Raw genomic sequence first — 22,309 nt, forward strand, 5'->3', positions numbered from 1 at the left:
ATGTACCCCACCCGCACCACCACAACCACGGGCACCCTCCGACTCCCCACCACCCCGCCGACCCGCGAGGCCGGCCCCGCCGCGATGGCGGCGGCCGCCGCTGACCCGGGGCCGCTCCGGGCTCCGGCCCGGTTCGCCGGACCCGCGCCCGCGACGGCCGCCGCCCCGGAGCCGGACCGGGCCCAGGCCCGGACCGCCTGCCCGGCGACTCCCGCCGAGCCCGTCACCGCCTCGTCGGCGCAGCCGGCAGTACGCCCGGCTCCGGCACGGCCCACCGCCGCTGCGGCGTTCCCCGAGCGGGAGTCGTACCAGTCCGGGCCCGCCACCCCCGTGGCGTTCCCCGAGCGGGAGGCATGCCCGGCCCCGACCGCCGCCCCCGCGGCGTTCGGCGGGTCCGAGGTGCACCAGGCGCCGGCCTGGGCCGCCGTGCCGGCGGCCGTGGTGGCTGCCGAGCGGGAGGCCCACCAGGGCTCGCCGGAACCGGCCGACGGGCCGGCGGTGCACGCGTACCCGGGGTCCGGGGCGGAGCCCCGGTTCGGGGAAGGGGCGGGCAGGGGAGCGGCGCCGCAGGCCCCCACCCCCCTCGCGACCGTGGCCGGCCCCCGCGAGGCCGCCGACCCCGCCGCCCCCCTGGTCGCGGCGGCGACGGCGTTCACGACGGCCGCCGGGCCGCAGGCCGCACCGCTCCTCGCCCCGCCCCGCGAGGGGCCGGACCCGGGTGCCGGGGGCGCCGACGGGTCCGGGGCGCACCCCCGGCCGTGGGAAGGGGCGGGCAGGGGGGCGGCGCCGCAGGCCCCCACCCCGCACGTGACCGCCCCCCGCGAGGCCCCCAACCCCGAGCCACCCACCACGGAGCACCCGCACCCGCACCCGCACGCACACACGGACGCACACGAACCCGCCCCCCACCCCACCCTCCGCCTGCGGAGCCACCCCGACCCCGAACCCTCCGGCATCCCCGGCCCCGGCGTGGCCGAGATCGTCGCCCAGGCGGTGGCGCGCGGCCTGCGCACCGAGTCCGGGCCGGGCAGGACCGCAGACGGGGACGGGGACGGCGACGGGGACGAGGAGGACACCCAGGACATCCCCCAACTGCGCCCGGCAGCCCGCGGCACGGCCGTCACCGAGGTCCCGGTGCACCTCCCGTTCCTCGGGAATCCGCAGCCCACCCGGCCCCCCGCCCCCGCCCCCGCCGCCGCATCCGCCCCCACCGCCACCCCCGCCCCCCGACGGACGGCGCCGCCCAAGCCCGCCCCCGGCCGCCGGGTCCCCCGCGGGGACGACCGGCTCCGGGAGCACCGCGGCCCGGTGCTGCCCGGCTGGGTCGGCGTGGTCGTCGGCGGACTCGCCCTCTCCGGCTGCACCGCCGTGCTCTGGCGGGCCGGGATCCTCCCCGCCCCCCTCGTGGCGGCCTTCGGCGGGACCCCCCGCGCCTACCAGGGGCTGCGCGCCCAGCACTGGCCCCCGCTCGCCTTCCTCGGCATCGTCGCCCTCCTCGCCCTCGGCGGCCTCGGTCGCGCCCGGACCGGCCACGCGTGGGTGCTCACCCTCTTCGGCCGCTACCGCGGCACGGTCCGGCGCACCGGCCTGACCTGGATCAGCCCGCTGCTCCTGCGCCGCCGGGTCGACGTACGCCTGCGGCACTGGCGCAGCGAGCCCATGCCCGCCGTTGACTCGGGAGGCCTCGCCCTCCGGGTGGTCGTCCAGGTGGTCTGGCAGGTCAAGGACACGGCCCGGGCCACGCTGGCCGTCGAGGACCACGTCGACTACCTGGCCGAGCAGGTCGAGTCGGCCATGGCCCGCGTCCTGTCCCAACTGCCCGCCGACGCCTTCCACGAGGACGCTCCGACCCTGCGCGACGCCGAGGCCGTCGGTGACGCGCTGACCCGGATGCTGGCGGCCGAGACCGAGGCCGTCGGGATCGAGGTCTATTCGGCGCAACCCACCCGGATCGAGTACGCCCCCGAGGTCGCGGAGGCGATGCGCCGCCGCCGGGTGGCCGCCATCGACGCCAAGCACCGGGACACCGTGCTGACCTCGGTGGTGGACGCGGTGGACGACACCGTCCACCGGCTGACCTCCCGCGGACTCGTCGAGCTGGACGACTACGAGCGCAAGGCGCTGGTGAAGGACCTCACCGTCGCCTTCTACACGGGCCGGGCGGAGTAGCGGGCGGAGCAGCGGGCCGAGCAGCGGGCCGGAGCAGCGGCCGGAGCAGCGGCCGGAGCAGCGGCCGGAGCAGCGGCCGGAGAACGGGCGACGCACGGGAACGGGTGGCCGGAACCGACCGGACCACCCGTTCTTCCATTGGTCTGGACATGGCCAACTCCCGTCAATAATCTGGAACTTGGTCTAGACCTGAAGTGCATCCCCACGCGTGCGCACGCTCTCCCCGAACCTCCCCCCACGTTCAAGGAGCATCAGCATCATGCGTCCCTTCCGCATGCCCGGACGGGCGGCCGGTGCCGCCGCGCTCGGTCTCGGCCTCGTCGCCGGAGTCACCCTGCTCAGCGCCCCCACCGCCAGCAGCCACGGCTACACCGACACCCCCATCAGCCGCCAGAAGCTCTGCGCCAACAAGACCGTCTCCAACTGCGGAGCCATCCAGTGGGAGCCGCAGAGCGTGGAGGGCTACAAGGGCTTCCCGGCGGCCGGTCCCGCCGACGGCAAGATATGTTCCGGCGGTCTCTCGCAGTTCGCGGAACTCGACGACCCGCGCGGTGGCGCCTGGCCCACCACGCCCGTGACCAGTGGCCAGAGCTACAGCTTCCGGTGGCAGTTCACCGCGAACCACTCCACCACCGACTTCAAGTACTACATCACCAAGAACGGCTGGACCGGCACCAAGGCCCTGACCCGCGCCGATCTCGAACCCCAGCCCTTCCTCACCGTCGCCTACAACGGCGCCCGGCCCGCCATGACCACCGTCCACCAGGGCGCCATGCCCAGTGGCAAGACCGGCCGCCACCTGATCCTGGCCGTCTGGACCGTCAACGACACCCCGATGGCGTTCTACGCCTGCTCCGACGTTCAGTTCTGACGCTACGTCAGCTACCCTCCGGCGGCATGCGGACGACGACTGCACCGGAGACCGTCGCGGAGCTCATCACGCGCCAGTGGGGCGACCACCGGCCCGGACTGAAGTACGAGGAGGGTGTCCTCACCCACCACCGGACCGCCCGGGAAGCCGCCGCGCGCGCCGCGCTGCTCGTCGACCTCATGCCCCGGGGGGCCGAGCCGCACATCGGGGTGCTGCTCGACAACACCCCGGAGTTCCCGTTCTGGCTCGGCGCGGCGGCCCTCGCGGGGGCCGCCGTCGCCGGGATCAACCCCACCCGGCGCGGCCCCGAACTGGCCCGCGACATCCTGCACACCGAGTGCCGGCTCCTGATCACCGAACGCGCCCACCTGCCGCTCCTGCGCGGCCTGGACCTGCCCGGCGTACGACTCCTGATCACGGACACCGAGGAGTACGCGGCCCTCCTCGCCCCCTACGCGGCCGCGAAGCCGGGCGACGCGGTGCTGACCGCCCCGGCCCCGGCCTCCCGCCTCCTCCTCTACTTCACCTCCGGCTCCACCGGCGCCCCCAAGGCGGCCGTCTGCTCCCAGGGGCGGCTGGCGGCCGCCGGCGCCTCACTGGCGCGGAGCTTCTCGGTCGGCGCGGACGACGTCCACTACGTCTGCATGCCGCTCTTCCACGGCAACGCGGTGATCGCGGACTGGCTCCCGGCGCTGGTGGGCGGCGCGTCCGTGGCCCTGCGCCGCCGCTTCTCCGCCTCCGCGTTCCTGGACGACGTACGGACCCACGGGGCCACCTACTTCACCTACGTCGGCCGCGCGATCCAGTACCTCCTCGCCACCCCGCCCACTCCCGGCGACCGCGACCACTCCCTCCGGCTCGGCTTCGGCACCGAGGCCGGCGCGGTGGACGCGGCGCGCTTCGCCGAGCGGTTCGGGGTCCGGCTGGTCGAGGGCTACGGAGCCACCGAGGGCGGCGCCTCCGTCCAGCGCACGCCCGACACCCCGCCGGGTGCGCTGGGGCGGGCGGGGGAGGCGGACGACCTCGCGGTGATCGACCCGGAGACGGGCCGCGAATGCGTGGCCGCGGAGCTCGACCCCCAGGGCCGCCTGCTCAACGGCGCGGAGGCCATCGGTGAACTGGTCAACCGGGGCCGCAGCCTGTTCGAGGGCTACTGGCGCAACCCGGACGCGGAGGCCGCCCGCACGCGGGACGGCTGGTACTGGACCGGAGACCTCTTCTTCCGCGACGCGGAGGGCTTCCTGTACTTCGCGGGCCGTACGGACGACCGGCTGCGCGTCGACAGCGAGAACCTGGCCGCCGCGGTGATCGAGAACATCCTGGCCCGCTGGCCGGAGGCGGCGGCGGTCGCCGTGTACGCGGTCCCGGACGAGGTGGCGGGCGACCAGGTGATGGCGGCGGTCTCCCTCCGGGAGGGCGCCCGCTTCGACGCCGCCGCCTTCGCCGCCTTCCTCTCGGCGCAGCCGGACCTCGGCACGAAGATGTCCCCGCGGTACGTGCGCGTCGTCCCGGAGATGCCGGTCACGGCCACGAACAAGGTCCACCGGGTCTCCCTCCGCCGCGCGGGCTTCCGCTGCCCGGACCCGGTCTGGCACCGGTCGCCGTCCGGCGGGTACGAGCCCCTGGACGAGGCGGCCCTCGCGGCCCTCCTGGCCTCGTACACCGCCCACGGCCGTCTCGACCTCCTGGACCGCTAGCCTGCGGGGCGGGGTGCGGTGCCGTCTGGGCGGGGCAGGTCGCCTCGCTGCGGGCCCGCTGCACGGGGCTCCGCCCCGGACCCCGCTCCTCAAACGCCGGAGGGGCTGGTTCTTCCCGGCCCTGGCCTGCCGCGGAGGCAGTGGTTTGGAGCACCCCCCGGGACCAGGTAGTATTTTCTCTGTCAGGCGCCGCTAGCTCAGTTGGTTAGAGCAGCTGACTCTTAATCAGCGGGTCCGGGGTTCGAGTCCCTGGCGGCGCACCTGTACTTCGGGCGGTTTCCGGTTCACCGGGAACCGCCCGAAGTGTTTTCCGCCTCGGGCCTCAGAGCGTGAGCGACAGCAGCAGCGGTGCCGCCTTCCGGTTCAGGGTGTCCGCTGCGGCGCGCAGCCGGTGCGCGTGTTCCACGGGCATCGACAGGGCCAGGCAGCCCACCGAGGCGCCGGCCGTGATCGGGACCGCCGCGCAGACGGTGCCCACGGCGTACTCCTGGAGGTCGAGCATCGGCACGGTGGCGGGCTGGGAGTCGAGCTTGGAGAAGAGGATCCGCTCGTTCACGATCGTCTTCGACGTGAGCCGGGCGATCTTGTGCCGGGACAGGTGGTCGCGCCGCCCGTTCAGGTCCAGCTGCGTCAGCAGGCACTTGCCGACCGCGCTGGCGTGCGCGGCGGACCGGAAGTCGACCCACTCGTGGACCTTGGGCGTGCGCGGGCTGTCGGCGAACTGGGTGATCCTGACCTCGCCGTCCACGTACCGGCTGATGTAGACGGCGGCGCCGACGGAGTCCCGGAGCCGGTCCAGGGTCTCCTGGAGCTTGTCCGTCAGCGCCTGCTGCCGGTCGGTGCCGGAGCCGAGCAGGACGAGGGAATCCCCTATGGCGTAGGCACCGTCGGACACCTGCAGGACGTATCCCTCCCGGCGCAGCATGAGCAGCATCGGGGTGAGGTGGACTGCGGGCAGGCCGGTCTCACGCGCGATCTGCACATCGGTCACACCGCCGGTGTGCCGTGCGATCGTTTCGAGTACGCGCAGTGCGTACTGCACCGAGTGGAACGGCGCGGTCGGCTCGGGCTTCAGCGCCACGGTTTCCCCCTACCAGGTTGTTACCGCTTGCTCTACCACGATAGCCATCAAGAGGCCCATGTGGAGCGCCTGTTGAGGAGATTGATGGCTCAATCCTGCCCGCCTCGCCTGTGGCTACTCCACTGGCATATGCCAAGGTCATGGGCTCGGCGCGCCACGCCGGGAATGCCCGGTCGCCGCCGATGGTTCGAACTCCTCGTACGGACGTGGGCACGGGACGGGAGAGACGATGAGCGGCACCTGGGACGCGGAGCGACCGGACGGCGAGCACACCGCGGGCGCGGCGGGCGCAGCGGGCGACGGGATCCGCGGCACCGCCCTGGGCCGGGCGCCCGTACCGCTCTCCGTGCTGGACCTCGTCACCGTCGGGGCCGGCCGCACCGCCCACGAGGCGCTGCGCACCAGCGTGGCCCTCTCCCGGCTCGCCGAGTCCCGCGGGTACCACCGCCACTGGGTCGCCGAGCACCACTCGATGCCCGGGGTCGCCAGCTCCTCCCCGGCCGTGATCCTGGCCCACCTGGCCGCGCACACCTCCCGGATCCGCCTCGGCTCGGGCGGGGTCATGCTGCCCAACCACGCCCCGCTGGCCGTCGCCGAGCAGTTCGGCACCCTGGAGGCGCTCGCCCCGGGCCGGATCGACCTCGGGCTGGGCCGCGCCCCGGGCACTGACGGCCGCACGGCCGCCGCGCTGCGCGGGCCCGGCCGCCTCGACGAGGCCGCGGACGAGTTCCCGCGCCGGCTCGCCGAGCTCACCCGCTTCCTCGACGACGACTTCCCGGACGGGCATCCGTACGCCCGCGTGCACGCCGTACCGGGACCCGTCCAGGGCCCCACCGGGCGGCCGCCGCTGTGGCTGCTCGGCTCCTCCGGTTTCAGCGCCCGTCTGGCCGGGGAGCTCGGCCTGCCCTTCGCGTACGCCCACCACTTCTCGGCGGCCGGCACCCTGCCCGCGCTCGACCTCTACCGGCAGACCTTCCGCCCCTCGGCCGTCCTGGACGCCCCGTACGCCGTCATCGGCGTCGCGGCGCTCGCCGCCGACACCGACGCGCAGGCCCGCGCCCAGGTGCTGACGGGCGCGCTGTCGATGCTGCGGCTGCGCAGCGGGCGGCCCGGTCTGATCCCGACGCCCGAGGAGGCGGCGGCGTACGCGTTCACGCCGCTGGAGCGGGAGTTCGTGGACGGCTGGCTGGCGAACGTGGTCCACGGCACCGCCGAGGAGGTCCGGGGCGGCCTGGACGGCCTGGCGAAGCGCACGGGAGCGGACGAGCTGATGTTGACGGCCAACGCGCACGGCGGGGAGGCCCGGCTGCGCTCGTACGAGCTCGTCGCAGATGCGTACGGCATGGAGCCGCAGGGTCCCGCCGCTGGTTGACCGTATGCGAACGGGGTTCGGCTGGTTTGTTGCCGAAACCTTGCGGGAGTGTGCCTGAAGAGAGCCTTAAACCGCTCGTCACCCGGGGTGGCGGGCGGTTTTTGACGTGCTCTCAGCTCTCTGACCAAGGGATTTGCGCGGGGAGTGGTCTAGTCCTTCTTTGGTCCAAACCATTGACTCGGGTGTCCGGCGATCGCTATCACTTCTCCCACCTGATCTGCTGCGTTCCCCTCCCACCCCCACGGAGCGAGTTCATGCACATCCGTAAACCTCTCGTCGCGGCCGCCGCCACGGTCGCGCTCGCCGCCGGATCGCTGGCGGCCTTCGCGGGACTCGGCGGCGCCGCACAGGCCGCCGACTCCACCGCCGCAGCGGGCGGCGGAGGCGTGAAGATCGCCTACTACGACCAGTGGAGCGTGTACGGGAACGCCTTCTATCCCAAGCACCTCGACACGCGCGGCATAGCGGGCAAGCTGGATGTCATCAACTACTCCTTCGGGAACATCCACCCCACCAACCTCACCTGTTTCGAGGCCAACAAGGCGGCCGGCGACGACAACAACCCCAGCGCCGGTGACGGCGCGGGCGACTCGTACGCCGACTACCAGAAGTCCTTCAGCGCCGCGGACAGCGTCAGCGGGGTCGCCGACAAGTGGGACCAGCCGATCGTCGGCGTCTTCAACCAGTTCAAGCAGCTGAAGGCCAAGTACCCCCACCTGAAGATCAACATCTCGATCGGCGGCTGGACGTACTCGAAGTACTTCAGCGACGCGGCCAAGACCGACGCCTCCCGCAAGAAGCTCGTCTCCTCCTGCATCGACCAGTACATCAAGGGCAACCTGCCGGTCGAGGGCGGCTACGGAGGCGCCGGCAGCGCGGCAGGGATCTTCGACGGCATCGACATCGACTGGGAGTACCCGGGCTCGTCGGGCGGCCACCTCGGCAACCACTACGCTCCCGAGGACAAGCAGAACTTCACGCTCCTGCTCAAGGAGTTCCGCGAGCAGCTCGACGCCTACGGCGCGGCCAACGGCGGCAAGAAGTACCTCCTGACCTCGGCCCTCCCGGCCGGCCAGGACAAGATCAAGTACATCGAGACGGACAAGATCGGCGCGTACCTCGACTACGCGAACATCATGACCTACGACATGCACGGCGCCTGGGACGGCGACGGGCCCACCTACCACCAGTCCCCGCTGTACTCCGGGTCCAACGACCCGACCGACCCGATCGCCCCCGGCACGCAGAAGTACAGCATCGACAACGCCATCGACTCCTGGATCGACGGCAACCCGGCCTACGGCATCACCGGCGGCTTCCCCGCCAACAAGCTGACGCTGGGCTACGAGTTCTACTACCGCGGCTGGAAGGGCGTCCCGGCGGGCACCGCCAATGGCCTCGCCCAGCCCGCCACCGGCGCCTCGGCCGCCCGGCCCACCAGCCAGCAGGCGGGCATCGCCAACTACAAGGAGCTCGGCGGCATCGTCGACAACGCCGCGACCACCTTCTGGGACGACCAGGCCAAGGCCTCGTACTTCTACAAGGACGGCGAGTGGTTCACGGGCCTCAACCAGAGGTCCGTCCAGGCGCGGGTCGACTACGGCAAGAGCCGCGGCCTGGCCGGCGCGATGATGTACTCCCTGCTCGGCCTGGACAACAACACCACCCTGCTGAACCAGATCTCGGACGCCCTCGGCGGAGCCACCCAGCCGCCGGTCACCACCCCGCCGACCACGACTCCGCCCACCACCACGCCTCCGACCACGACCCCGCCGACTACCACGCCGCCGTCCGGCTGCGGTTCGACCCCGGCGTACGTCGCGGGCACGGTCTACACGGCCGGCCAGGAGGTCTCGTACAACGGCCGCAAGTACAAGGCCCAGTGGTGGACGCAGAACGAGACGCCGGGCACCACCGGTGAATGGGGTGTCTGGAAGGACCTCGGCGCCTGCTGATCTCCCCCCACCCCGCGCCGAGCGGTACCTCCGCCCCGTCCCCTCTCTCCGGGGGCGGGGCGGAGGTGTGTCACATGGTTGCCGGATTCCGGACACCTCTCCGTGTCGGCATCGCTACCCTCGGCCACAAGCCCGTTCTCCGCTTGGGGGTGCCGCCGCATGGCCGTCGTCCGTGACATCGATCCCAGCGCCTCGCCGCTGGACTACTACAGCTACGAGCTGCGGCGGCTGAGGGAGGAGGCGGGGCTGAAACAGGCCCAGCTGGGCGCGATCATCTTCTGTACCGGGTCCTTGATCGGCATGATCGAGAACGGGAAGCGGGTCCCGACGCGGGACTTCTCGGAACGGGTGGACGCGGCCCTCGGCACGGATGGGCACTTCTCGCGGCTGGTAGGGCTAGTCCTGCAGAGCGTGCTGCCTACGTGGTTCCAGCCGTACGCGGCAATGGAGGCCAGGGCGACTTTCATCTCCACGTACCAGTCGCAATTGGTCTACGGGCTCCTCCAGACAGAGGCATACGCCAAGGCGCTCCTGGCCGTGGAATACCCGGACAGGGTGAACGAGGTTGTGGCAGCGCGCATGGAACGCCAGCGCATACTGGCCCGCGAGGTGCCGCCAGTGGTTCTGGTGGTGCTGGATGAGGCGCTGCTGCACCGCAACGTCGGTGGCCCCGAGGTAATGCGTGAGCAACTGGCTCATTTGTTGACCTTCGTCGACCGGCCGTGGGTCCAGATCCAGGTACTGCCCTTCTCGACCGGCGAACACAGCGGGATGATGGGGTCGTTCAATCTCCTTCGCTTCGACGGTGATCCCGATCTTTTCTACGCGGAGAGCTATGACTCGGGCCATATGACGGCCAACCTGCAGGTGATCAGGGAGCGTTCGGTCGGATACGCTCGACTGCAGGCCGAAGCACTCTCGCCGGAGGAGTCGGCCCTTCTGATCGCACGCGTAATGGAGGAACGCTATGGGGACCCGTGTGGACCTGTTGAGCGTGCAGTGGCGTAAGTCGTCCTACAGCGGCACCAACGGCGGCGACTGCGTCGAGTGCGCCCCCCTCGGCGGCGCCGCATGGCGGAAGGGTTCGTACAGCGGTAACACCGGTGGCGACTGTGTCGAGGTCGCCACCCAGCCCTGCCAGGTCGCCGTCCGGGACTCCAAGAACCCCGACGGCCCCGCCTTCTCAGTGGCTCCGGAGGCCTTCGCGGCCTTCGTTCGGAGCCTCTGAGCAGGCGGGCCGAGGCCGGTCAGACCTGATACTGGCCGACCGTCACGAAGTACCGGAGGTCCTCCGGGGTGCCGTCCAGGGCCTTGTTGGCCGCCGCGCGCAGGGCATCGCTGATGCCGGGGCGGCCCAGGATGCGCAGGGTGGTGACGCGGTCGTCCTCGGCCTGGGCGAGGCGCAGCCCGGTGGCCAGGAACGCGGCGCGGTCGGCGGCGGTGCCGTCGAGGGCCTTGTTCGCCTCGCGGACCACCGCCCTGCCCGGCTTGCCCCCGAGGATCCGCAGGATGGCGACCGCGTTGTCCTCGTCACGGGCCTTCGCGAGGCCGGTGGTCAGGAAGGTGACGCGGTCCTGCGGGGTGCCCGAAAGCGCCGCGTTGGCCTCGCGGATCACGGACTTGCCGCAGGCGCGGTCGGTCAGCAGCTTGACGATGGTGAAGGCGTTGTCCGTGTCCTTGGCGGCGACCTTGGCCGTCGCCCCGCACACCGGCGTGGGGGCAGGGGCCGTGGCGGCGAAGGACGGCGTGGAGAGCAGCAGGGCCGGAGCCAGGGCGGCGGCGGTCAGGGCGAGTGCGACGCGGCGCGTGTTCATGGTGGTTCCCCCTCGGTCGAGCGATTCGCCGTGGTCCGGCGGCGAATGGGTCGGCTTCAGGCTAAACCCGATGATCATTAATGATCGACGGATTCCGTTTCGTTTTGTTTTGTTACAGGAGGGGCGGGAGCTGCCTCAAACCAGGGGGTGCGGGGCGGGCCCGTCCTGCTCGGCCGAAGCGGCGGCGCCAGCGGCCGCCGCGGCCTGGCGGCCGATCATGCGGGCGATCACGTCCGGCGGGACCGCGCGCGAGTACAGCCAGCCCTGGCCCGTGTCGCAGCCGACGCGCCGCAGCCGGGCCGCCTGCCCGGCGGTCTCCACGCATTCCGCGGTGACGGTCAGGCCGAGCCGGTGCGCGAGCTGGACCAGGGCCTCGACGATGGTCTCGTCGGCCGGGTTCGGGTGGGTGCCCTCCTCGTAGCGGAAGCCGCGTACGAAGGAGCCGTCCAGCTTCAGGACCGAGACCGGCAGCCGGCTGAGGTAGGCGAGGTTGGAGTACCCGGTGCCGAAGTCGTCGATGGCGATGCGGACGCCCATGTCACTGAGCGCCTGCAAGGCCTGCAGGGGCCGGCCCGCCGAGCCCATCACCGCCGACTCGGTCAGCTCCAGCTGGAGCAGCTGCGGCGCCAGGCCGGTCTCCGCGAGGATCTCCGCGACGTCGCCCACCAGGTCGGAGTCCCACACCTGGCGCACCGCGACGTTGACCGAGACGAAGACCGGGGCGTCGCTGGGCTGCTCGATCTGCCAGCGCCGCGCCTGCCGGCAGGCCGTGCGCAGCACCCACTGGCCCAACTGGACGATGGAACCGTCCTCTTCGGCGATCCCGATGAACCGATTCGGCGTCAGCGTGCCGAACTGCGGGTGGTTCCAGCGCACCAGCGCCTCGACGCCCCGCAGTGCGCCGCTCTCCAGGTCCACCAGCGGCTGGTACTCCAGCGCGAACTCCCCGCGCTCCACGGCCGGCCGCAGGGTGGAGGAGAGCGCCTGCCGCGTCATGCGGTGGGCGTTGCGTTCCGGGTCGAAGAGGGTCCAGCGGGCCTTGCCGTCCGCCTTCGCCCAGTACAGGGTCGTGTCGGCGGCCTGCATCAGGCCGGTCGCCGAGGTCCCGGCCGTGGCCCGCTCCACCACCCCGATGGACGCGGAGACCGACAGCCGCTGCCCGGCCAGGTCGAACGGCTCCTGCACGGCGGCCAGTACGCTCCGCGCCAGGTCGGCGAGCTGCTCGGTACCGGTGGAGTCCTCCACGAGCAGGGCGAACTCGTCGCCCCCTAGCCGCGCCACGAGGTGGCCGCCCGTGCGCCCGTATCCGGACTGGTCGGCGCACTGGGTCAGCCGGGCGGCGACGGCGGTCAGCAGCCGGTCGCCGACGCGGTGGCCGAGGGTGTCGTTGACGGCCTTGAAGCCGTCCAGGTCCAGGTAGCAGAGCCCGATCCGGCCGGTGCCGCCTCCGTACTCGTACGAGGAGGCCTCCAGGGCGGCGGAGAGCCGCTCGAAGAACAGCGCCCGGTTCGGCAGCCGGGTGACGGGGTCGTGCATCTGGAGGTGGCGCAGCCGGGCCTGGAGGTCGCGGCGGTCACTGATGTCGGCGACGGACAGCAGGACGTCGCCGGTGCCGGGTACGGGCCCCAGGGTTACCTCGGTCCACAGCGAGTGGCCGTCGGGGTGCTTGAGCCGCCGGGTGCAGCGCAGCCGGGCCTGCCGCCCGCGGAGCACCTCCTGGTACGCGGCCCAGGTGCGGGCCTCCGCGGCCAGGTCGACCAGGTCGGCCGCGCACCGGTGGGCGAGTTCGTGCGGCTCGGCGCCGAGCAGGCCGGCGAAGGCCTGGTTGGCGGTGACGACGTACCCTTCGCGGTCCACGACGGCCATGGGCAGGTGGGCCGCGTTGAAGGCGGCCCGGTAGTCGCGCCGTTCGGCCTCGGCGCGGGGCGGGCTTGCCGTCGCAGACACGGCGGGGTGACGTTCCGTGACGGCCGAGCGGATGCTGTCGGCCGCCGAACCGGTTCCTTCTGGGGTTCCGCTCACCGTTGGCTCCCGCAGTGCGTGTGGGTGTCCGTGCAGGAAAGTGTGCCGATCATAGAGCCAGCCGGGAGGCCCTATCCAGCGCCGTCGCCGCGCGGCGGGGCGGTGCTTCGACGTGATGACGAACCATTGGCCAGAGGTCGCGCGATCGTTTCTGCGCAGCCGTGAGCATGTGGAGGCCTCTGCTGATCTCGCGTGATCGGTCGTGACGTTCTGTAGGTGGCGGCGTGAAGGCCGGGGTCACCGGATTGCCGCACGGGTCACTCGTGCGGGGCAGCGGAACAAGGCATTAGTAAGACAATCGCCTCAAGGTGGGACGAGAGGGTAGGAATCCACCACCGGAGGTCGATGTGCCGCGACAGCAGACACCCGGGGGAGTGGACCGCTCCCGCCTCCGCAGTGCGGCTGCCGCGCTCACTTCACTGTCGGCGCTCGCCGCCATGTCGCTCGTCGCCGGCCCCGCGGTCGCCGACTCCGGGGCCGGCCCGTGCGCACTGACCCGCACCGCGGCCCACCACTCCCTGGGCCTGGACTCCTGGAACGGCGCCTACCCCAAGCCCGAACGCACCCTGAACGCGGTGATGGTCTTCCTCTCGTTCCCCGACCACCGCACCGCGCTGACGCCCGGGCAGATCACCGCCGACTACTTCCCGGCCACCAGCGACTTCTTCGAGCAGGCCTCCTACGGCCGCTTCCACCTGGTCCCGCACCCGCAGAAGACCTGGATCCGGATGCCGAAACCGTCCACCGCCTACGGGATAAGGCGCGACTGGGCCCCCGAGGACCGGGCGGCCTACCTGCGCGACGCGGTCGCCGCCGCCGACCCCGGGGTGGACTTCTCCCGGTACGACGTCGTCTACTTCGTCGCCGACCCGGAGGCGCCGGGCGTGGACTCCGACGCCACGAAGGTCGTCAACTTCGAGCAGCCGATCGTCGCGGACGGCGCGGAGCTGCGGCGGATCGTCACCGTCTTCGAACGCCACCCGCCCGACCGCAACGTGCTGGCGCACGAGACCGGCCACGTCTTCGACCTGCCCGACCTCTACCACCGGCCCACCGACGGCAAGGGCGACTGGGACACGTACGTCGGCGACTGGGACGTCATGGGCAGCCAGTTCGGCATGGCCCCCGACCTCTTCGCCTGGCACAAGTGGAAGCTGGGCTGGCTGGACTCCTCCCAGGTGGACTGCGTGCAGTCGGGCTCCTCCCTGCACACCCTGCAACCCCTGTCCCAGACCCCGCCGAGCGGCGGCACGGGCGGGACCCGCCTCGCCGTGATCCGTACGGGTCCCGGCAGCGCGATCGCCATCGAGGCCCGGGGCTCCGCCGGCAACGACGGCAACACCTGCTCGGAAGGGGTCCTCGTCTACCGGGTGCGCAACGAGGCGGCGTCGGGCGGCGGCCCGATCGAAGTGCTGGACGGGCACCCGCGGACGGAGGCCTGCTGGGAGCACTCGGTGTACCCGCCGCTCGCCGACGCCCCGCTGGAGGTGGGCGAGTCGTACAGCGTGCCGGGGGAGCGGATCCGGATCGAGGTCGCGGACCGCACGCCGTCCGGCGCGTACACGGTGAAGATCACCACCTGAGCGGCCGGCCGGACCGGCGACCGCACGAAGAAGGCCCCCACTCCGAGGAGTGGGGGCCTTCTTCCGTCTGTGCGCCGCCAGGGACTCGAACCCCGGACCCGCTGATTAAGAGTCAGCTGCTCTAACCAACTGAGCTAGCGGCGCCTGCTGACGTCGTAGACATTACCAGGAGGTTCCGCGGAACTAAAAATCGATATCCGCAGCTCGGGCGGCGCGGACGAAAGCCCACAGCAGCGCGTCGGGTCCGGGGAGCCAGGGAGTGCGGGAATCGGGGGCCACCAGCCACCGCGAAGGACCGGCCGGGGCGGCCAGCGGCGGCACGGTGACGGCGTCGCCGCGGCCGTGGCAGAGCGGCGCCGGAACGGTGCGCGAGCCGCCCCACTCCTCCCACGCCAGCAGCGCGGGCAGCCGGTGGGCGGTGCCGGGCGAGGCGAACAGCAGCATCCGCCCCCGGTGCACGGCGACCGGCCCGCAGCCGGGCCCCTCGGCCCAGAGCAGGTCCAGGATCCGGCGCCCGACCACGAGCGGCACGTTTACCACGTCGAAGACCACCCCGCACGGCAGCGCGGCGGGCGAGGCGGGCCGCGCCTGCCACGCCGCGAGGGTCAGCCCCGGATGCGCGCTGGCGGAGGCGAGCCAGTACGCGCCTTGGGGGGTGACGTGGGTGACGTGGGTGGCGGGCGCGGTGCGGACGTCCAGTTCGAGGGCGGGGGAGGCGGGAGTCATGGCGCCAGGTCTACCGGGTGTGACGCACCGCTCTCCGGGAGTTACCGGAAACGGGGACAGGGTGGGGGGTGCGGGTGTATGTTGCGCCCCGCATATGCCAGTCCGCTGCGCTTGGCGGGCGGGCCCCTGGCAGTGGCTCCGCTGCTGGGGCTCCACCCAGACCCCGCGCCTCAAACGCCGGCGGGGCTGATGTCCGCTCCCTACGGGGTATCGGTGCCGCGTTGGAGGGATTCGCCGAACTCGATCATCTTGCGGGCGTAGTCCTCGGTCCACTCCGCCCGCTCGGCGATGGCCGCCGGCGACATCCGGTCGAACCGCCTGGGGTCGGCCAGCTGGGCCGCGGCCACCGCCTGGAACTCCACCGCACGCTCCTGCGCGGCCCGGAACGCCAGCGTCAGCTCCGTCGCGCGGGCGAGCAGCTCCCGGGGGTCCTCTATCGACTCCAGGTCGAAGAAGTGCTCCGGATCCGCCACGACCTCGGACGGTTCGAAGAGGAGCGGCGCGGGCCGCAGCCTCCGCTCGGTCCGCTCGGGCTCTGCCATGCGTGTCCTCCTGCTGCGCGTGCGAATGCTTTCCGGGCCACCGTCCATTGTCCAACGGCCCGCAAGGGCGCACGAAGGGCCCGCGCGCCGGTCGGGCGTCAGGCCGACACGGCCTCGGTGTCCCGCCGCGCCGCCAGCAGCGCGACGTCGTCCAGTACGCCTGCCAGCTCGTCCGCGAGGCCCTCCGGAGCCTCGAACCCGTCCGGCCCGACCAGCTTCGGGATGCCCGCGACCGCCACGGAGCGCTCGGCGGGCACCATGCCCACCTGGGTGAGCACCGGCAGCAGCATCCGGGCGGCCGGGGCGCCGCCCGAGGGGCCGGCGCTGTAGCTGACGATGCCGACCGGCTTGCCCTTCCACTCGCTGTAGAGGAAGTCGATGGCGTTCTTGAAGGGGGCGGTGAAGCCGCCGTTGTACATCGGCAGCACGAAGAGCAGCGCGTCCGCCGAGTCGATCAGTGCGCTCCAGTCCTTGGTGTGCTGGTGGGCGTAGACGCCGCTGGAGGCGTACTCGGGCTCGTCCAGGAAGGGCAGGTCGATCTCGGCGAGGTCGACGGGGGTGACCTCGAAGTCGCCCCGGGCGCGGGCCTGCTCGGCGACCCACTGGGCGAGCGGGCGGCCGGAGGAGGTGGGGCGGGTGGCTGCGGAGATGACGTGGAGACGGGGCACGGCGGGGAACTCCCGATCGGTCGGTGCGGTTGGTCGTCGAACGTTGTTGACGTGTCACCTATAAAACCGAGGGATGGGTGACGTGTCAACCAGGTAGGTGATGTGTCATCGATCTGGCTAGAGTGCGGACATGACCCCCGCACCCGAGCCGCCGCGCTGGCTCACGGAGCCCGAGCAGGACGCCTGGTACGCCTGGCGGCGGATGTTTCCGCTGGTCAACGCGGAGATCGCGCGGGATCTCAGCCAGGACAGCGCCCTCTCCGAGGCGGACTATGACGTCCTGTCCGTACTCGGCTCCACGGACGGCCACCGCATGCGGATCAGCAAACTGGCCGAAATGATGCACTGGTCGCGCAGTCGGCTGTCCCACCAGCTCACCCGAATGGAGCAGCGCGGCCTCGTCCGCCGCGAGGACGTCGCCGCCGACGGCCGGGGCGCGGAGGTCGTCCTCACGGAGGCCGGCGTCGAGACGATCACCACGGCGGCCCCGCTCCACGTGGCGTCGGTGCGCCGCCACCTGATCGACATCCTGACCCCGCAGCAGCTCGCCGTCCTCGCCGAGCTCGGCGAGACCCTCCGCATCCGCCTCGGCGCCGAACGCAAGGCGCCGCGGTCCTCGGGCTAGGGCCGCCAGCTCACGCGGTGTTCGGCCAGGTGGGCCAGGACCGAGTGGTTCGCCTCCCAGCCGTCCGGGAACTTCACCGTCACGCCCAGCTGCACCGGCTCCGTCGACGGATGGTCGTCCAGGAGTTCCGCTATGCCCGCGCGGGCCACGACCACGCAGGCGTGGCGGTGGCGGGAGGCCAGGACGCACAGGCGGCCCGTCTCCAGGTGGAACGCCGTGGCGTCCGGGCGGCCCGACAGGGGGTGGAGGACCACCGTGAAGTCGTACTCGCGGCCCTGGAGGCGGTTCGCGGTGTCCACCGTGACGCCCGTGACCCCGAGCGAGGACAGGGCGGCGCGGACCGCCGCCGCCTGGTCGCGGTGGGCCGTGCCGACGGCGATCCGGTCGGCGGTGAGCGGGGTCGGGTCCGGGGACTGCTCGTCGGTGGTGACCGTCCCGCGGTCCAGCGCACGGCGGACCACCAGGGCCACCGCGGCCACCGCCTCCGGGTCGGTGCGCGGGGTGTGCCGGGCGGGCAGCTCCAGCAGACCCCAGCCCGACTCGGCGGCCTCGTCCAGCACCCGGTCCGGGCCCGAGCCGTCCGAGGGGACCCCGTACGACATGCGCCGCTCGCCCGGGCCCGTACCGCTGCGGAACCGCGTGTACGGGTAGAAGGCGCGGGACACCAGCGGCGCGGCCGACGCCGGAAGCCGCCAGGACACCGGGAGCCGGTGCTGCGGCAGCCCCGGGTTGTGCGCGAGGAGCGTGGACACCGCCGACGCCGAAGGGTCGTAGGAAAGCCCCGCCCACTGCTCCGCGCCGACCACGCTGAACGGGTCCAGCTGTCCCGGGTCGCCCACGAAAAGCGCCCGCTCGAACAGGCCCGCCACGGCCAGCAGCGCGTCGGAGCGCATCTGGTACGCCTCGTCGACGATCGCGTGCTCCCACGGCTCCGTGTCCTTGACGTAGGCCCACTTCGCCGCCGTGGAGATGGTGACGGGCAGTTCGGCCAGGTCGCCCGGCTTGGCCGACAGGGTGACCGAGGGGAGGGCGCGCAGCGCGGGATCGTAGGCGTCGCCGTCGCTGCTGTGCAGCCGGCCGACCTTCAGCTCCGGATCCTTGTCGGCGAGCCGCAGCACCAGGTCGTCGACCTGGGCGTTGGTCTGCGCCACCACCATCAGCCGGCGCCCGGCCGCGGCCAGCTCCCGGGCCGCGCGGACCACGAGCGTCGACTTGCCGGCGCCGGGCGGGGAGTCGACGACCACACCCCGCTCGGCCCCGTGCAGGGTGTCGCGGAGGATGGCGGCGGTCGCCTCGGCGGCCGCGGCCCCCGGGTCGAAGGCCGCGGAGGAGTCGTTCGAGGTCACAGCAGGTCCTCGTCGGTGACGGAGTCGGGCAGGACGGGGGCGGACAGGTGTCCGGGCGGGCCGCCGTGCGTCCACGGGGTGTTCTCCGGGTCCGGCAGCTTCGGGCCGCCGCGCGCGTCGTGCTCGAACAGCGTCCAGCAGACACGGTCGCCCTTCTCGGGCACCGAGCCCGGCTCCGGTTCCCGGCCGCGGCCCATCTTGTCGAGCAGCCGCAGCACGACCAGGCCCTCGCCGTCGTACCGCACGAACTGGGCCGCCTGCGGACGCCCGTCCAGCGAGCGGAACACCTTCGCGCCGCCCGCGCCGCCCCCGTCACCGAGCTGCGGCCGGTCCTCGGTGGCCACCGTCACCAGCGGGCGCGGACTCGGCCGCTTCGAGTCCGTCCACTCCATCACGACCTCGGTGACCTCACCGGCGAACGCCTCGCCCGAGAGCCGCCGGCCCGCCATGACCAGCGGGTCGTCCAGCGCCTCCTGGGCGTCGAGCCGCACCTGCTCGGTTTCGCGCGTGGCCAGCTTCTGAGCCGCCGTCACCGCGTCGTCCTGGCGCGGCTGCGGCGGCTCGCCCGCCCGTACGCGGTCCCGGTGGCCGGTGAACGACCAGCGGTCGCGCGTCCAGCGCTCCTCGGCCCGCTCGCCGGGGGGCAGGGTGCGGGCCAGGTCCAGGGCCCGCCACACCGCGTCCCAGGTGGGCCGCAGCTGCACCTCCACGAGGGCCCGTACGCCCTCCTCGGCGCGGGCCACCGCCCGCTCGTCACGGGGCTCCGCCGTGCGCGCGGCGTCGTAGCGGGCCATCGCCGGGGCCAGCAGTTTGTTGTCGAAGGCCGGATCGGTGGCCGGACCGGCGGGCGGGACCAGCAGCTGGCCGTCGCGGTCCCGGGCCAGCTCGGCCCGCTCCGCCGCCAGGGCGCCGGACTCGCCCCGCGGGGGCGAGATCCAGGCCAGGAGGGCGCCCAGGTGCTGGTCCTCCAGGTTGCTCTGGCCGGTCGCCCAGTGCCGGGACAGCAGATCGGTCGCCGACAGCAGCATCGAGGAGCCGGGCACCCGCGAGCGCTCGGCGAGGTGCGTGAACCAGCGCCCCAGCAGCGGCACCCGGGCCGGGGCCGGATACGGATTCTCCGGATCCTCCTCGGCCGTGCGCCGGAAACGCATCGACCGCCCCAGCAGCCGGACGTACTCGATGCCCGCACGGCTCGGCACCATCAGCTGCGGCGCGTCCAGGCACAGCTCGGCCTCGACCTTGGAGCGCTTCCCCGTCTCGGGGTCGGTCTCGCTCCGCTCGACGAGCTCCACGGCGTCCGCGTACCCGTCGATGTGGTCCAGCACGTGCACGGCCAGGTCCGCGAGGAACGCCCAGCGCAGGTCGCGGTCGCGCGGCTGCGGTATCACGAAGAGCCGCGGCTCGTGCCGGTCGGTGCCGACCATCGCGCCGAGCGGGGCGCCGGCCTCACCGGCGGTGGTCAGCGGGACGAAGACCAGCGGGTTCTCGCTCAGGTGGCGGTGGCGCACGGTCGCGAGCGGCTGCGCGCGGCCCGCGCGGACGGCCTCCAGCCGGGCCAGGGTGTTCAGCAGGGGCATGCCGAGGCCTCCTCGGCCTGGCGCAGCGCCTCGGCGCGCAGCCGGGCGGCGTGGTGCAGGGCCTCGGCCGTGGGATCGCCCTCGGGGCCGGCCCCGGCGGCCGCGGCGAGGGCCGCCTCGACGGTGGTCAGCGAGCCCAGCTCGCCCCGTACGGAACGGCCCAGCGAGGTCACCTCGCCCGCCGCGCGGGCCCGCTCCCGGCAGTGGAAGGCCAGCTCGCAGGCAGCCAGGCACTCGGGGGCGTACGAGGCGTCCACCGCGGCCACGGCTTCGGTGAGCTCCTCGGCGGTGCGCGCCGGGTCGAAGCTGAGGCCCTCGGGGAGGGCGGCGGCCAGCTCCTCGACCCGGGTCAGCCGTTCCAGCTGGCGCACGGTCACGGAGCGCTCGCGGCGGATGTCGACGGCGGCGGCGGTGGGCAGGTTCGAGAAGTCCTTCGGGCAGACGAGCAGCACGGTGTGCCCGACCTCGGCGCCGGTCAGCTTCCGGGCGGTCTTCTCCAGGGCCAGGACGTACACGGCGGCCTGGCGGGCGGCCGCGCCCACCTTCGCGGCGTCGGCGGATCCGTCGATCATCGGGAACGACTTGATCTCCACGACGGTCCAGCGGCCGTCGGGGTGGACGACGACGGCGTCCGGCTCCAGGTAGGCGGGGGAACCCGCCACCTCCAGGGCCAGCATGGGGTGGTCCAGCAGCGTCCAGGTCCCGGCGGCGGTCGCCTCGCGCAGGGCGAGCGCGGTCCGGGCGGCGCGGCCCTCGGGGCCGGCGGCGGCCAGATCGGGGACCAGGGCCCCCCGGCCCGGCGGCTCGGCGCCCGCGCCGAGGTGCTCGTGCACCAGCCGCAGCAGCTCGGCGCCGCCGTCGCCCTTCACCTTGGCCTCGAAGGAGTTGCCGCGCACGATGGCGAACTGCGACTGCCCGAAGGCGGCGGGTGAACCGAGGGCGGAGGCGAGGACGGTCTTGTCGACGCCTGCGCCGTCGAGCAGGGCGCGCCGGCCGCAGCCGGGGTTGGCGGCGAGCGCGGCCAGCGCCCGGGCGTCGAGCGGGCGCGGGGGCACGGCGGGGCCGCGCAGACCGGCGAGCCGCTGCCGCAGCGTGGTCGGCTGCGCAGGGCTGCTGGGCGGGTAAGAGCTCACCCGCGGAAGTGTCCCATCCGCCACTGACAATCGGGGGCTTCGTCCGGAAAACGGCCGTGGGACGGGCGATGGGATGATGGGCGGACGCTGCAGTCGCCCATGACCGGAGAACTCCATGGCCCCCCGCATCCTGCTGGCCCGTCACGGCCAGACGGCGTGGTCCAAGCTCGGCAAGCACACCGGACGCACGGACGTGCCGATGCTGGAGGAGGGCCGTCAGGGCGCGAAGCTGCTCGGCGAGCGGCTGGCCCGTGCGCCGTGGGACGGCCTGCCGGGCGTGGAGGTCCGCACGAGCCCGCTGGTCCGCGCGAGCGAGAGCTGCGACCTGGCGGGCTTCGGCGCGCAGGCCGATCCGTGGGACGCGCTGATGGAGTGGGACTACGGCGAGTACGAGGGGATGACCCCGGCCGAGATCCAGGCGGTCCGGCCCGGCTGGCTGATCTGGCGCGACGGCGTCCCGGGCGGTGAGTCCGTCGCGGACGTGGGGGCGCGGGCGGACGCGGTGGTCGAGTGGGCGCGGTCGGCGGAGCGGGACGTGCTGGTCTTCGCGCACGGGCACATCCTGCGGACGCTGGCGGCGCGGTGGCTCGGCTTCGACGTCGCCTTCGGCGCGCGGATCCGGCTGGAGCCGACGTCGCTGTCGGTTCTGGGGTGGGCGTACGGGGCGCCGGCGCTGGAGCGGTGGAACGACACGGGCCACCTGGACGCGTAGCCGCCTGTTGGACTCCCCCGGGCGCCTGCGCCTCAATCGCCGGCGGGGCTGGGTTCGCCGCGGTCGTCTGCCGGTGCGGAGCCGCTGCCGGGGTGCCCGCCATCCCGCGCCTCAATCGCCGGCGGGCGGGGCTGGATTGGCTGCTGTCCGTCGTCCGCTGCGGCGCCGCTGTCGGGGGCTCTGCCCCCGCGCCTCAATCGCCGGCGGGGCTGGGTTCGCCGCGGTCGTCTGCCGGTGCGGCGCCGTTCCGGGGGCTCTGCCCCCGCGCCCCCGCGCCTCAAACGCCGGCGAGGCTGGGTGTGCCGGGCCGGGGGGCTTCGATCGTGCGGGTCGGTCCGCGGGGGCCCTCCGGGGCGACTCCTCGTCGTCGCGCCTGCGGCCGCGGCGCGATGGGGAGGGTGGTTGCGCGCTCCTCC

18 protein-coding genes, 2 tRNA genes and 1 pseudogene are annotated in these 22,309 nt (G+C 73.2%); 11 read left to right on the top strand and 10 right to left on the bottom strand.

Going from position 1 to position 22,309, the window contains the following annotated elements; translation table 11 throughout:
• The 4 genes from ACZ6Y1_RS24420 (at position 1) to ACZ6Y1_RS24435 (ending at position 4,997) form a co-directional block, all read left to right on the top strand.
• A complete protein-coding gene (locus ACZ6Y1_RS24420; protein WP_469633510.1) occupies positions 1-2,169 on the top strand; it encodes an SPFH domain-containing protein in 2,169 nt (722 codons plus the stop codon).
• A 259-nt stretch (positions 2,170-2,428) separates the two neighbouring features.
• On the top strand, positions 2,429-3,040 hold the full coding sequence (locus ACZ6Y1_RS24425) for a lytic polysaccharide monooxygenase auxiliary activity family 9 protein (RefSeq protein WP_469633513.1): 612 nt from the start codon (positions 2,429-2,431) through the stop codon (positions 3,038-3,040).
• Positions 3,041-3,066: 26 nt separating this feature from the next.
• Positions 3,067-4,737, top strand: coding sequence for an AMP-binding protein (locus ACZ6Y1_RS24430; protein ID WP_469633516.1), 1,671 nt, complete (start codon positions 3,067-3,069; stop codon positions 4,735-4,737).
• 186 nt (positions 4,738-4,923) lie between these two features.
• Positions 4,924-4,997, top strand: a tRNA-Lys gene (locus ACZ6Y1_RS24435).
• Between the two features lie 62 nt (positions 4,998-5,059).
• Here the strand turns inward: ACZ6Y1_RS24435 and ACZ6Y1_RS24440 are convergent.
• Complete coding sequence (locus ACZ6Y1_RS24440) at positions 5,060-5,818, bottom strand: IclR family transcriptional regulator (protein WP_469633519.1); 759 nt, start codon at positions 5,816-5,818, stop codon at positions 5,060-5,062.
• Positions 5,819-6,047: 229 nt separating this feature from the next.
• Here ACZ6Y1_RS24440 and ACZ6Y1_RS24445 point away from each other — a divergent pair, with 229 nt between their 5' ends.
• The 4 genes from ACZ6Y1_RS24445 (at position 6,048) to ACZ6Y1_RS24460 (ending at position 10,373) form a co-directional block, all read left to right on the top strand.
• Complete coding sequence (locus tag ACZ6Y1_RS24445) at positions 6,048-7,190, top strand: LLM class flavin-dependent oxidoreductase (RefSeq protein ID WP_469633522.1); 1,143 nt, start codon at positions 6,048-6,050, stop codon at positions 7,188-7,190.
• A 254-nt stretch (positions 7,191-7,444) separates the two neighbouring features.
• Positions 7,445-9,145, top strand: a complete 1,701-nt coding sequence (locus ACZ6Y1_RS24450) for a glycosyl hydrolase family 18 protein (RefSeq protein ID WP_469633525.1) — start codon at positions 7,445-7,447, stop codon at positions 9,143-9,145.
• 159 nt (positions 9,146-9,304) lie between these two features.
• Positions 9,305-10,153, top strand: coding sequence for a helix-turn-helix domain-containing protein (locus ACZ6Y1_RS24455; RefSeq protein ID WP_469633528.1), 849 nt, complete (start codon positions 9,305-9,307; stop codon positions 10,151-10,153).
• The gene (locus ACZ6Y1_RS24460; RefSeq protein ID WP_469633531.1) at positions 10,113-10,373 is read left to right on the top strand and encodes a DUF397 domain-containing protein; all 261 of its coding nucleotides are present in this window, start codon (positions 10,113-10,115) and stop codon (positions 10,371-10,373) included. The genes ACZ6Y1_RS24455 and ACZ6Y1_RS24460 overlap by 41 nt, the downstream gene beginning before the upstream one ends.
• A 19-nt stretch (positions 10,374-10,392) precedes the next feature.
• On the opposite strand, the gene ACZ6Y1_RS24465 is transcribed toward ACZ6Y1_RS24460, so the two are convergent.
• Positions 10,393-10,959: an ALF repeat-containing protein gene (locus ACZ6Y1_RS24465; protein ID WP_469633534.1), complete on the bottom strand. Its 567-nt coding sequence runs from the start codon at positions 10,957-10,959 to the stop codon at positions 10,393-10,395.
• A gap of 135 nt (positions 10,960-11,094) precedes the next feature.
• Positions 11,095-13,017, bottom strand: a complete 1,923-nt coding sequence (locus tag ACZ6Y1_RS24470) for a putative bifunctional diguanylate cyclase/phosphodiesterase (protein ID WP_469633594.1) — start codon at positions 13,015-13,017, stop codon at positions 11,095-11,097.
• A gap of 311 nt (positions 13,018-13,328) precedes the next feature.
• Here ACZ6Y1_RS24470 and ACZ6Y1_RS24475 point away from each other — a divergent pair, with 311 nt between their 5' ends.
• Positions 13,329-14,564 (top strand): M6 family metalloprotease domain-containing protein, encoded by a 1,236-nt coding sequence (locus tag ACZ6Y1_RS24475; protein ID WP_469633537.1) that lies wholly within the window; start codon positions 13,329-13,331, stop codon positions 14,562-14,564.
• A gap of 70 nt (positions 14,565-14,634) precedes the next feature.
• Here ACZ6Y1_RS24475 and ACZ6Y1_RS24480 read toward each other — a convergent pair.
• The 4 genes and pseudogenes from ACZ6Y1_RS24480 to ACZ6Y1_RS24495 form a co-directional block, all read right to left on the bottom strand.
• Positions 14,635-14,708: transfer RNA gene (locus ACZ6Y1_RS24480), tRNA-Lys, on the bottom strand.
• Positions 14,699-15,290 (bottom strand): annotated as a pseudogene (locus ACZ6Y1_RS24485) (bifunctional DNA primase/polymerase). Before ACZ6Y1_RS24485 ends, ACZ6Y1_RS24480 begins: the two are co-directional and overlap by 10 nt.
• 200 nt (positions 15,291-15,490) lie before the next feature.
• Positions 15,491-15,832, bottom strand: a complete 342-nt coding sequence (locus ACZ6Y1_RS24490) for a hypothetical protein (protein ID WP_469633540.1) — start codon at positions 15,830-15,832, stop codon at positions 15,491-15,493.
• A gap of 98 nt (positions 15,833-15,930) precedes the next feature.
• Positions 15,931-16,500, bottom strand: a complete 570-nt coding sequence (locus tag ACZ6Y1_RS24495; protein ID WP_469633543.1) for an NADPH-dependent FMN reductase — start codon at positions 16,498-16,500, stop codon at positions 15,931-15,933.
• 130 nt (positions 16,501-16,630) lie between these two features.
• Between ACZ6Y1_RS24495 and ACZ6Y1_RS24500 the strand changes: the two genes are divergently transcribed.
• Positions 16,631-17,125, top strand: a complete 495-nt coding sequence (locus tag ACZ6Y1_RS24500) for a MarR family winged helix-turn-helix transcriptional regulator (protein ID WP_469633546.1) — start codon at positions 16,631-16,633, stop codon at positions 17,123-17,125.
• On the opposite strand, the gene ACZ6Y1_RS24505 is transcribed toward ACZ6Y1_RS24500, so the two are convergent.
• The 3 genes from ACZ6Y1_RS24505 to ACZ6Y1_RS24515 are packed head-to-tail and all read right to left on the bottom strand — an operon-like array spanning position 17,122 to position 21,181.
• Complete coding sequence (locus tag ACZ6Y1_RS24505) at positions 17,122-18,471, bottom strand: AAA domain-containing protein (protein WP_469633549.1); 1,350 nt, start codon at positions 18,469-18,471, stop codon at positions 17,122-17,124. The two genes, ACZ6Y1_RS24500 and ACZ6Y1_RS24505, sit on opposite strands and share 4 nt — an antisense overlap.
• Positions 18,468-20,048, bottom strand: coding sequence for a hypothetical protein (locus ACZ6Y1_RS24510; RefSeq protein ID WP_469633552.1), 1,581 nt, complete (start codon positions 20,046-20,048; stop codon positions 18,468-18,470). The genes ACZ6Y1_RS24505 and ACZ6Y1_RS24510 overlap by 4 nt, the downstream gene beginning before the upstream one ends.
• Positions 20,036-21,181, bottom strand: coding sequence for a hypothetical protein (locus ACZ6Y1_RS24515; RefSeq protein WP_469633555.1), 1,146 nt, complete (start codon positions 21,179-21,181; stop codon positions 20,036-20,038). Before ACZ6Y1_RS24515 ends, ACZ6Y1_RS24510 begins: the two co-directional genes overlap by 13 nt.
• Positions 21,182-21,296: 115 nt before the next feature.
• Between ACZ6Y1_RS24515 and ACZ6Y1_RS24520 the strand changes: the two genes are divergently transcribed.
• Positions 21,297-21,893: a histidine phosphatase family protein gene (locus ACZ6Y1_RS24520; RefSeq protein ID WP_469633558.1), complete on the top strand. Its 597-nt coding sequence runs from the start codon at positions 21,297-21,299 to the stop codon at positions 21,891-21,893.
• Positions 21,894-22,309 lie beyond the last annotated feature (416 nt).

This window comes from Streptomyces sp. NPDC053432 (genome assembly GCF_055585365.1).

Bases quoted from the DNA above. Each gene is read 5' to 3' on its own strand.
- ACZ6Y1_RS24455 (WP_469633528.1), top strand. From the start codon at position 9,305: ATGGCCGTCGTCCGTGACATCGATCCCAGCGCCTCGCCGCTGGACTAC.
- ACZ6Y1_RS24430 (WP_469633516.1), top strand. From the start codon at position 3,067: ATGCGGACGACGACTGCACCGGAGACCGTCGCGGAGCTCATCACGCGC.
- ACZ6Y1_RS24490 (WP_469633540.1), bottom strand. From the start codon at position 15,832: ATGGCAGAGCCCGAGCGGACCGAGCGGAGGCTGCGGCCCGCGCCGCTC.
- ACZ6Y1_RS24445 (WP_469633522.1), top strand. From the start codon at position 6,048: ATGAGCGGCACCTGGGACGCGGAGCGACCGGACGGCGAGCACACCGCG.
- ACZ6Y1_RS24510 (WP_469633552.1), bottom strand. From the start codon at position 20,048: ATGCCCCTGCTGAACACCCTGGCCCGGCTGGAGGCCGTCCGCGCGGGC.
- ACZ6Y1_RS24500 (WP_469633546.1), top strand. From the start codon at position 16,631: ATGACCCCCGCACCCGAGCCGCCGCGCTGGCTCACGGAGCCCGAGCAG.
- ACZ6Y1_RS24520 (WP_469633558.1), top strand. From the start codon at position 21,297: ATGGCCCCCCGCATCCTGCTGGCCCGTCACGGCCAGACGGCGTGGTCC.
- ACZ6Y1_RS24450 (WP_469633525.1), top strand. From the start codon at position 7,445: ATGCACATCCGTAAACCTCTCGTCGCGGCCGCCGCCACGGTCGCGCTC.
- ACZ6Y1_RS24420 (WP_469633510.1), top strand. From the start codon at position 1: ATGTACCCCACCCGCACCACCACAACCACGGGCACCCTCCGACTCCCC.
- ACZ6Y1_RS24460 (WP_469633531.1), top strand. From the start codon at position 10,113: ATGGGGACCCGTGTGGACCTGTTGAGCGTGCAGTGGCGTAAGTCGTCC.
- ACZ6Y1_RS24425 (WP_469633513.1), top strand. From the start codon at position 2,429: ATGCGTCCCTTCCGCATGCCCGGACGGGCGGCCGGTGCCGCCGCGCTC.
- ACZ6Y1_RS24465 (WP_469633534.1), bottom strand. From the start codon at position 10,959: ATGAACACGCGCCGCGTCGCACTCGCCCTGACCGCCGCCGCCCTGGCT.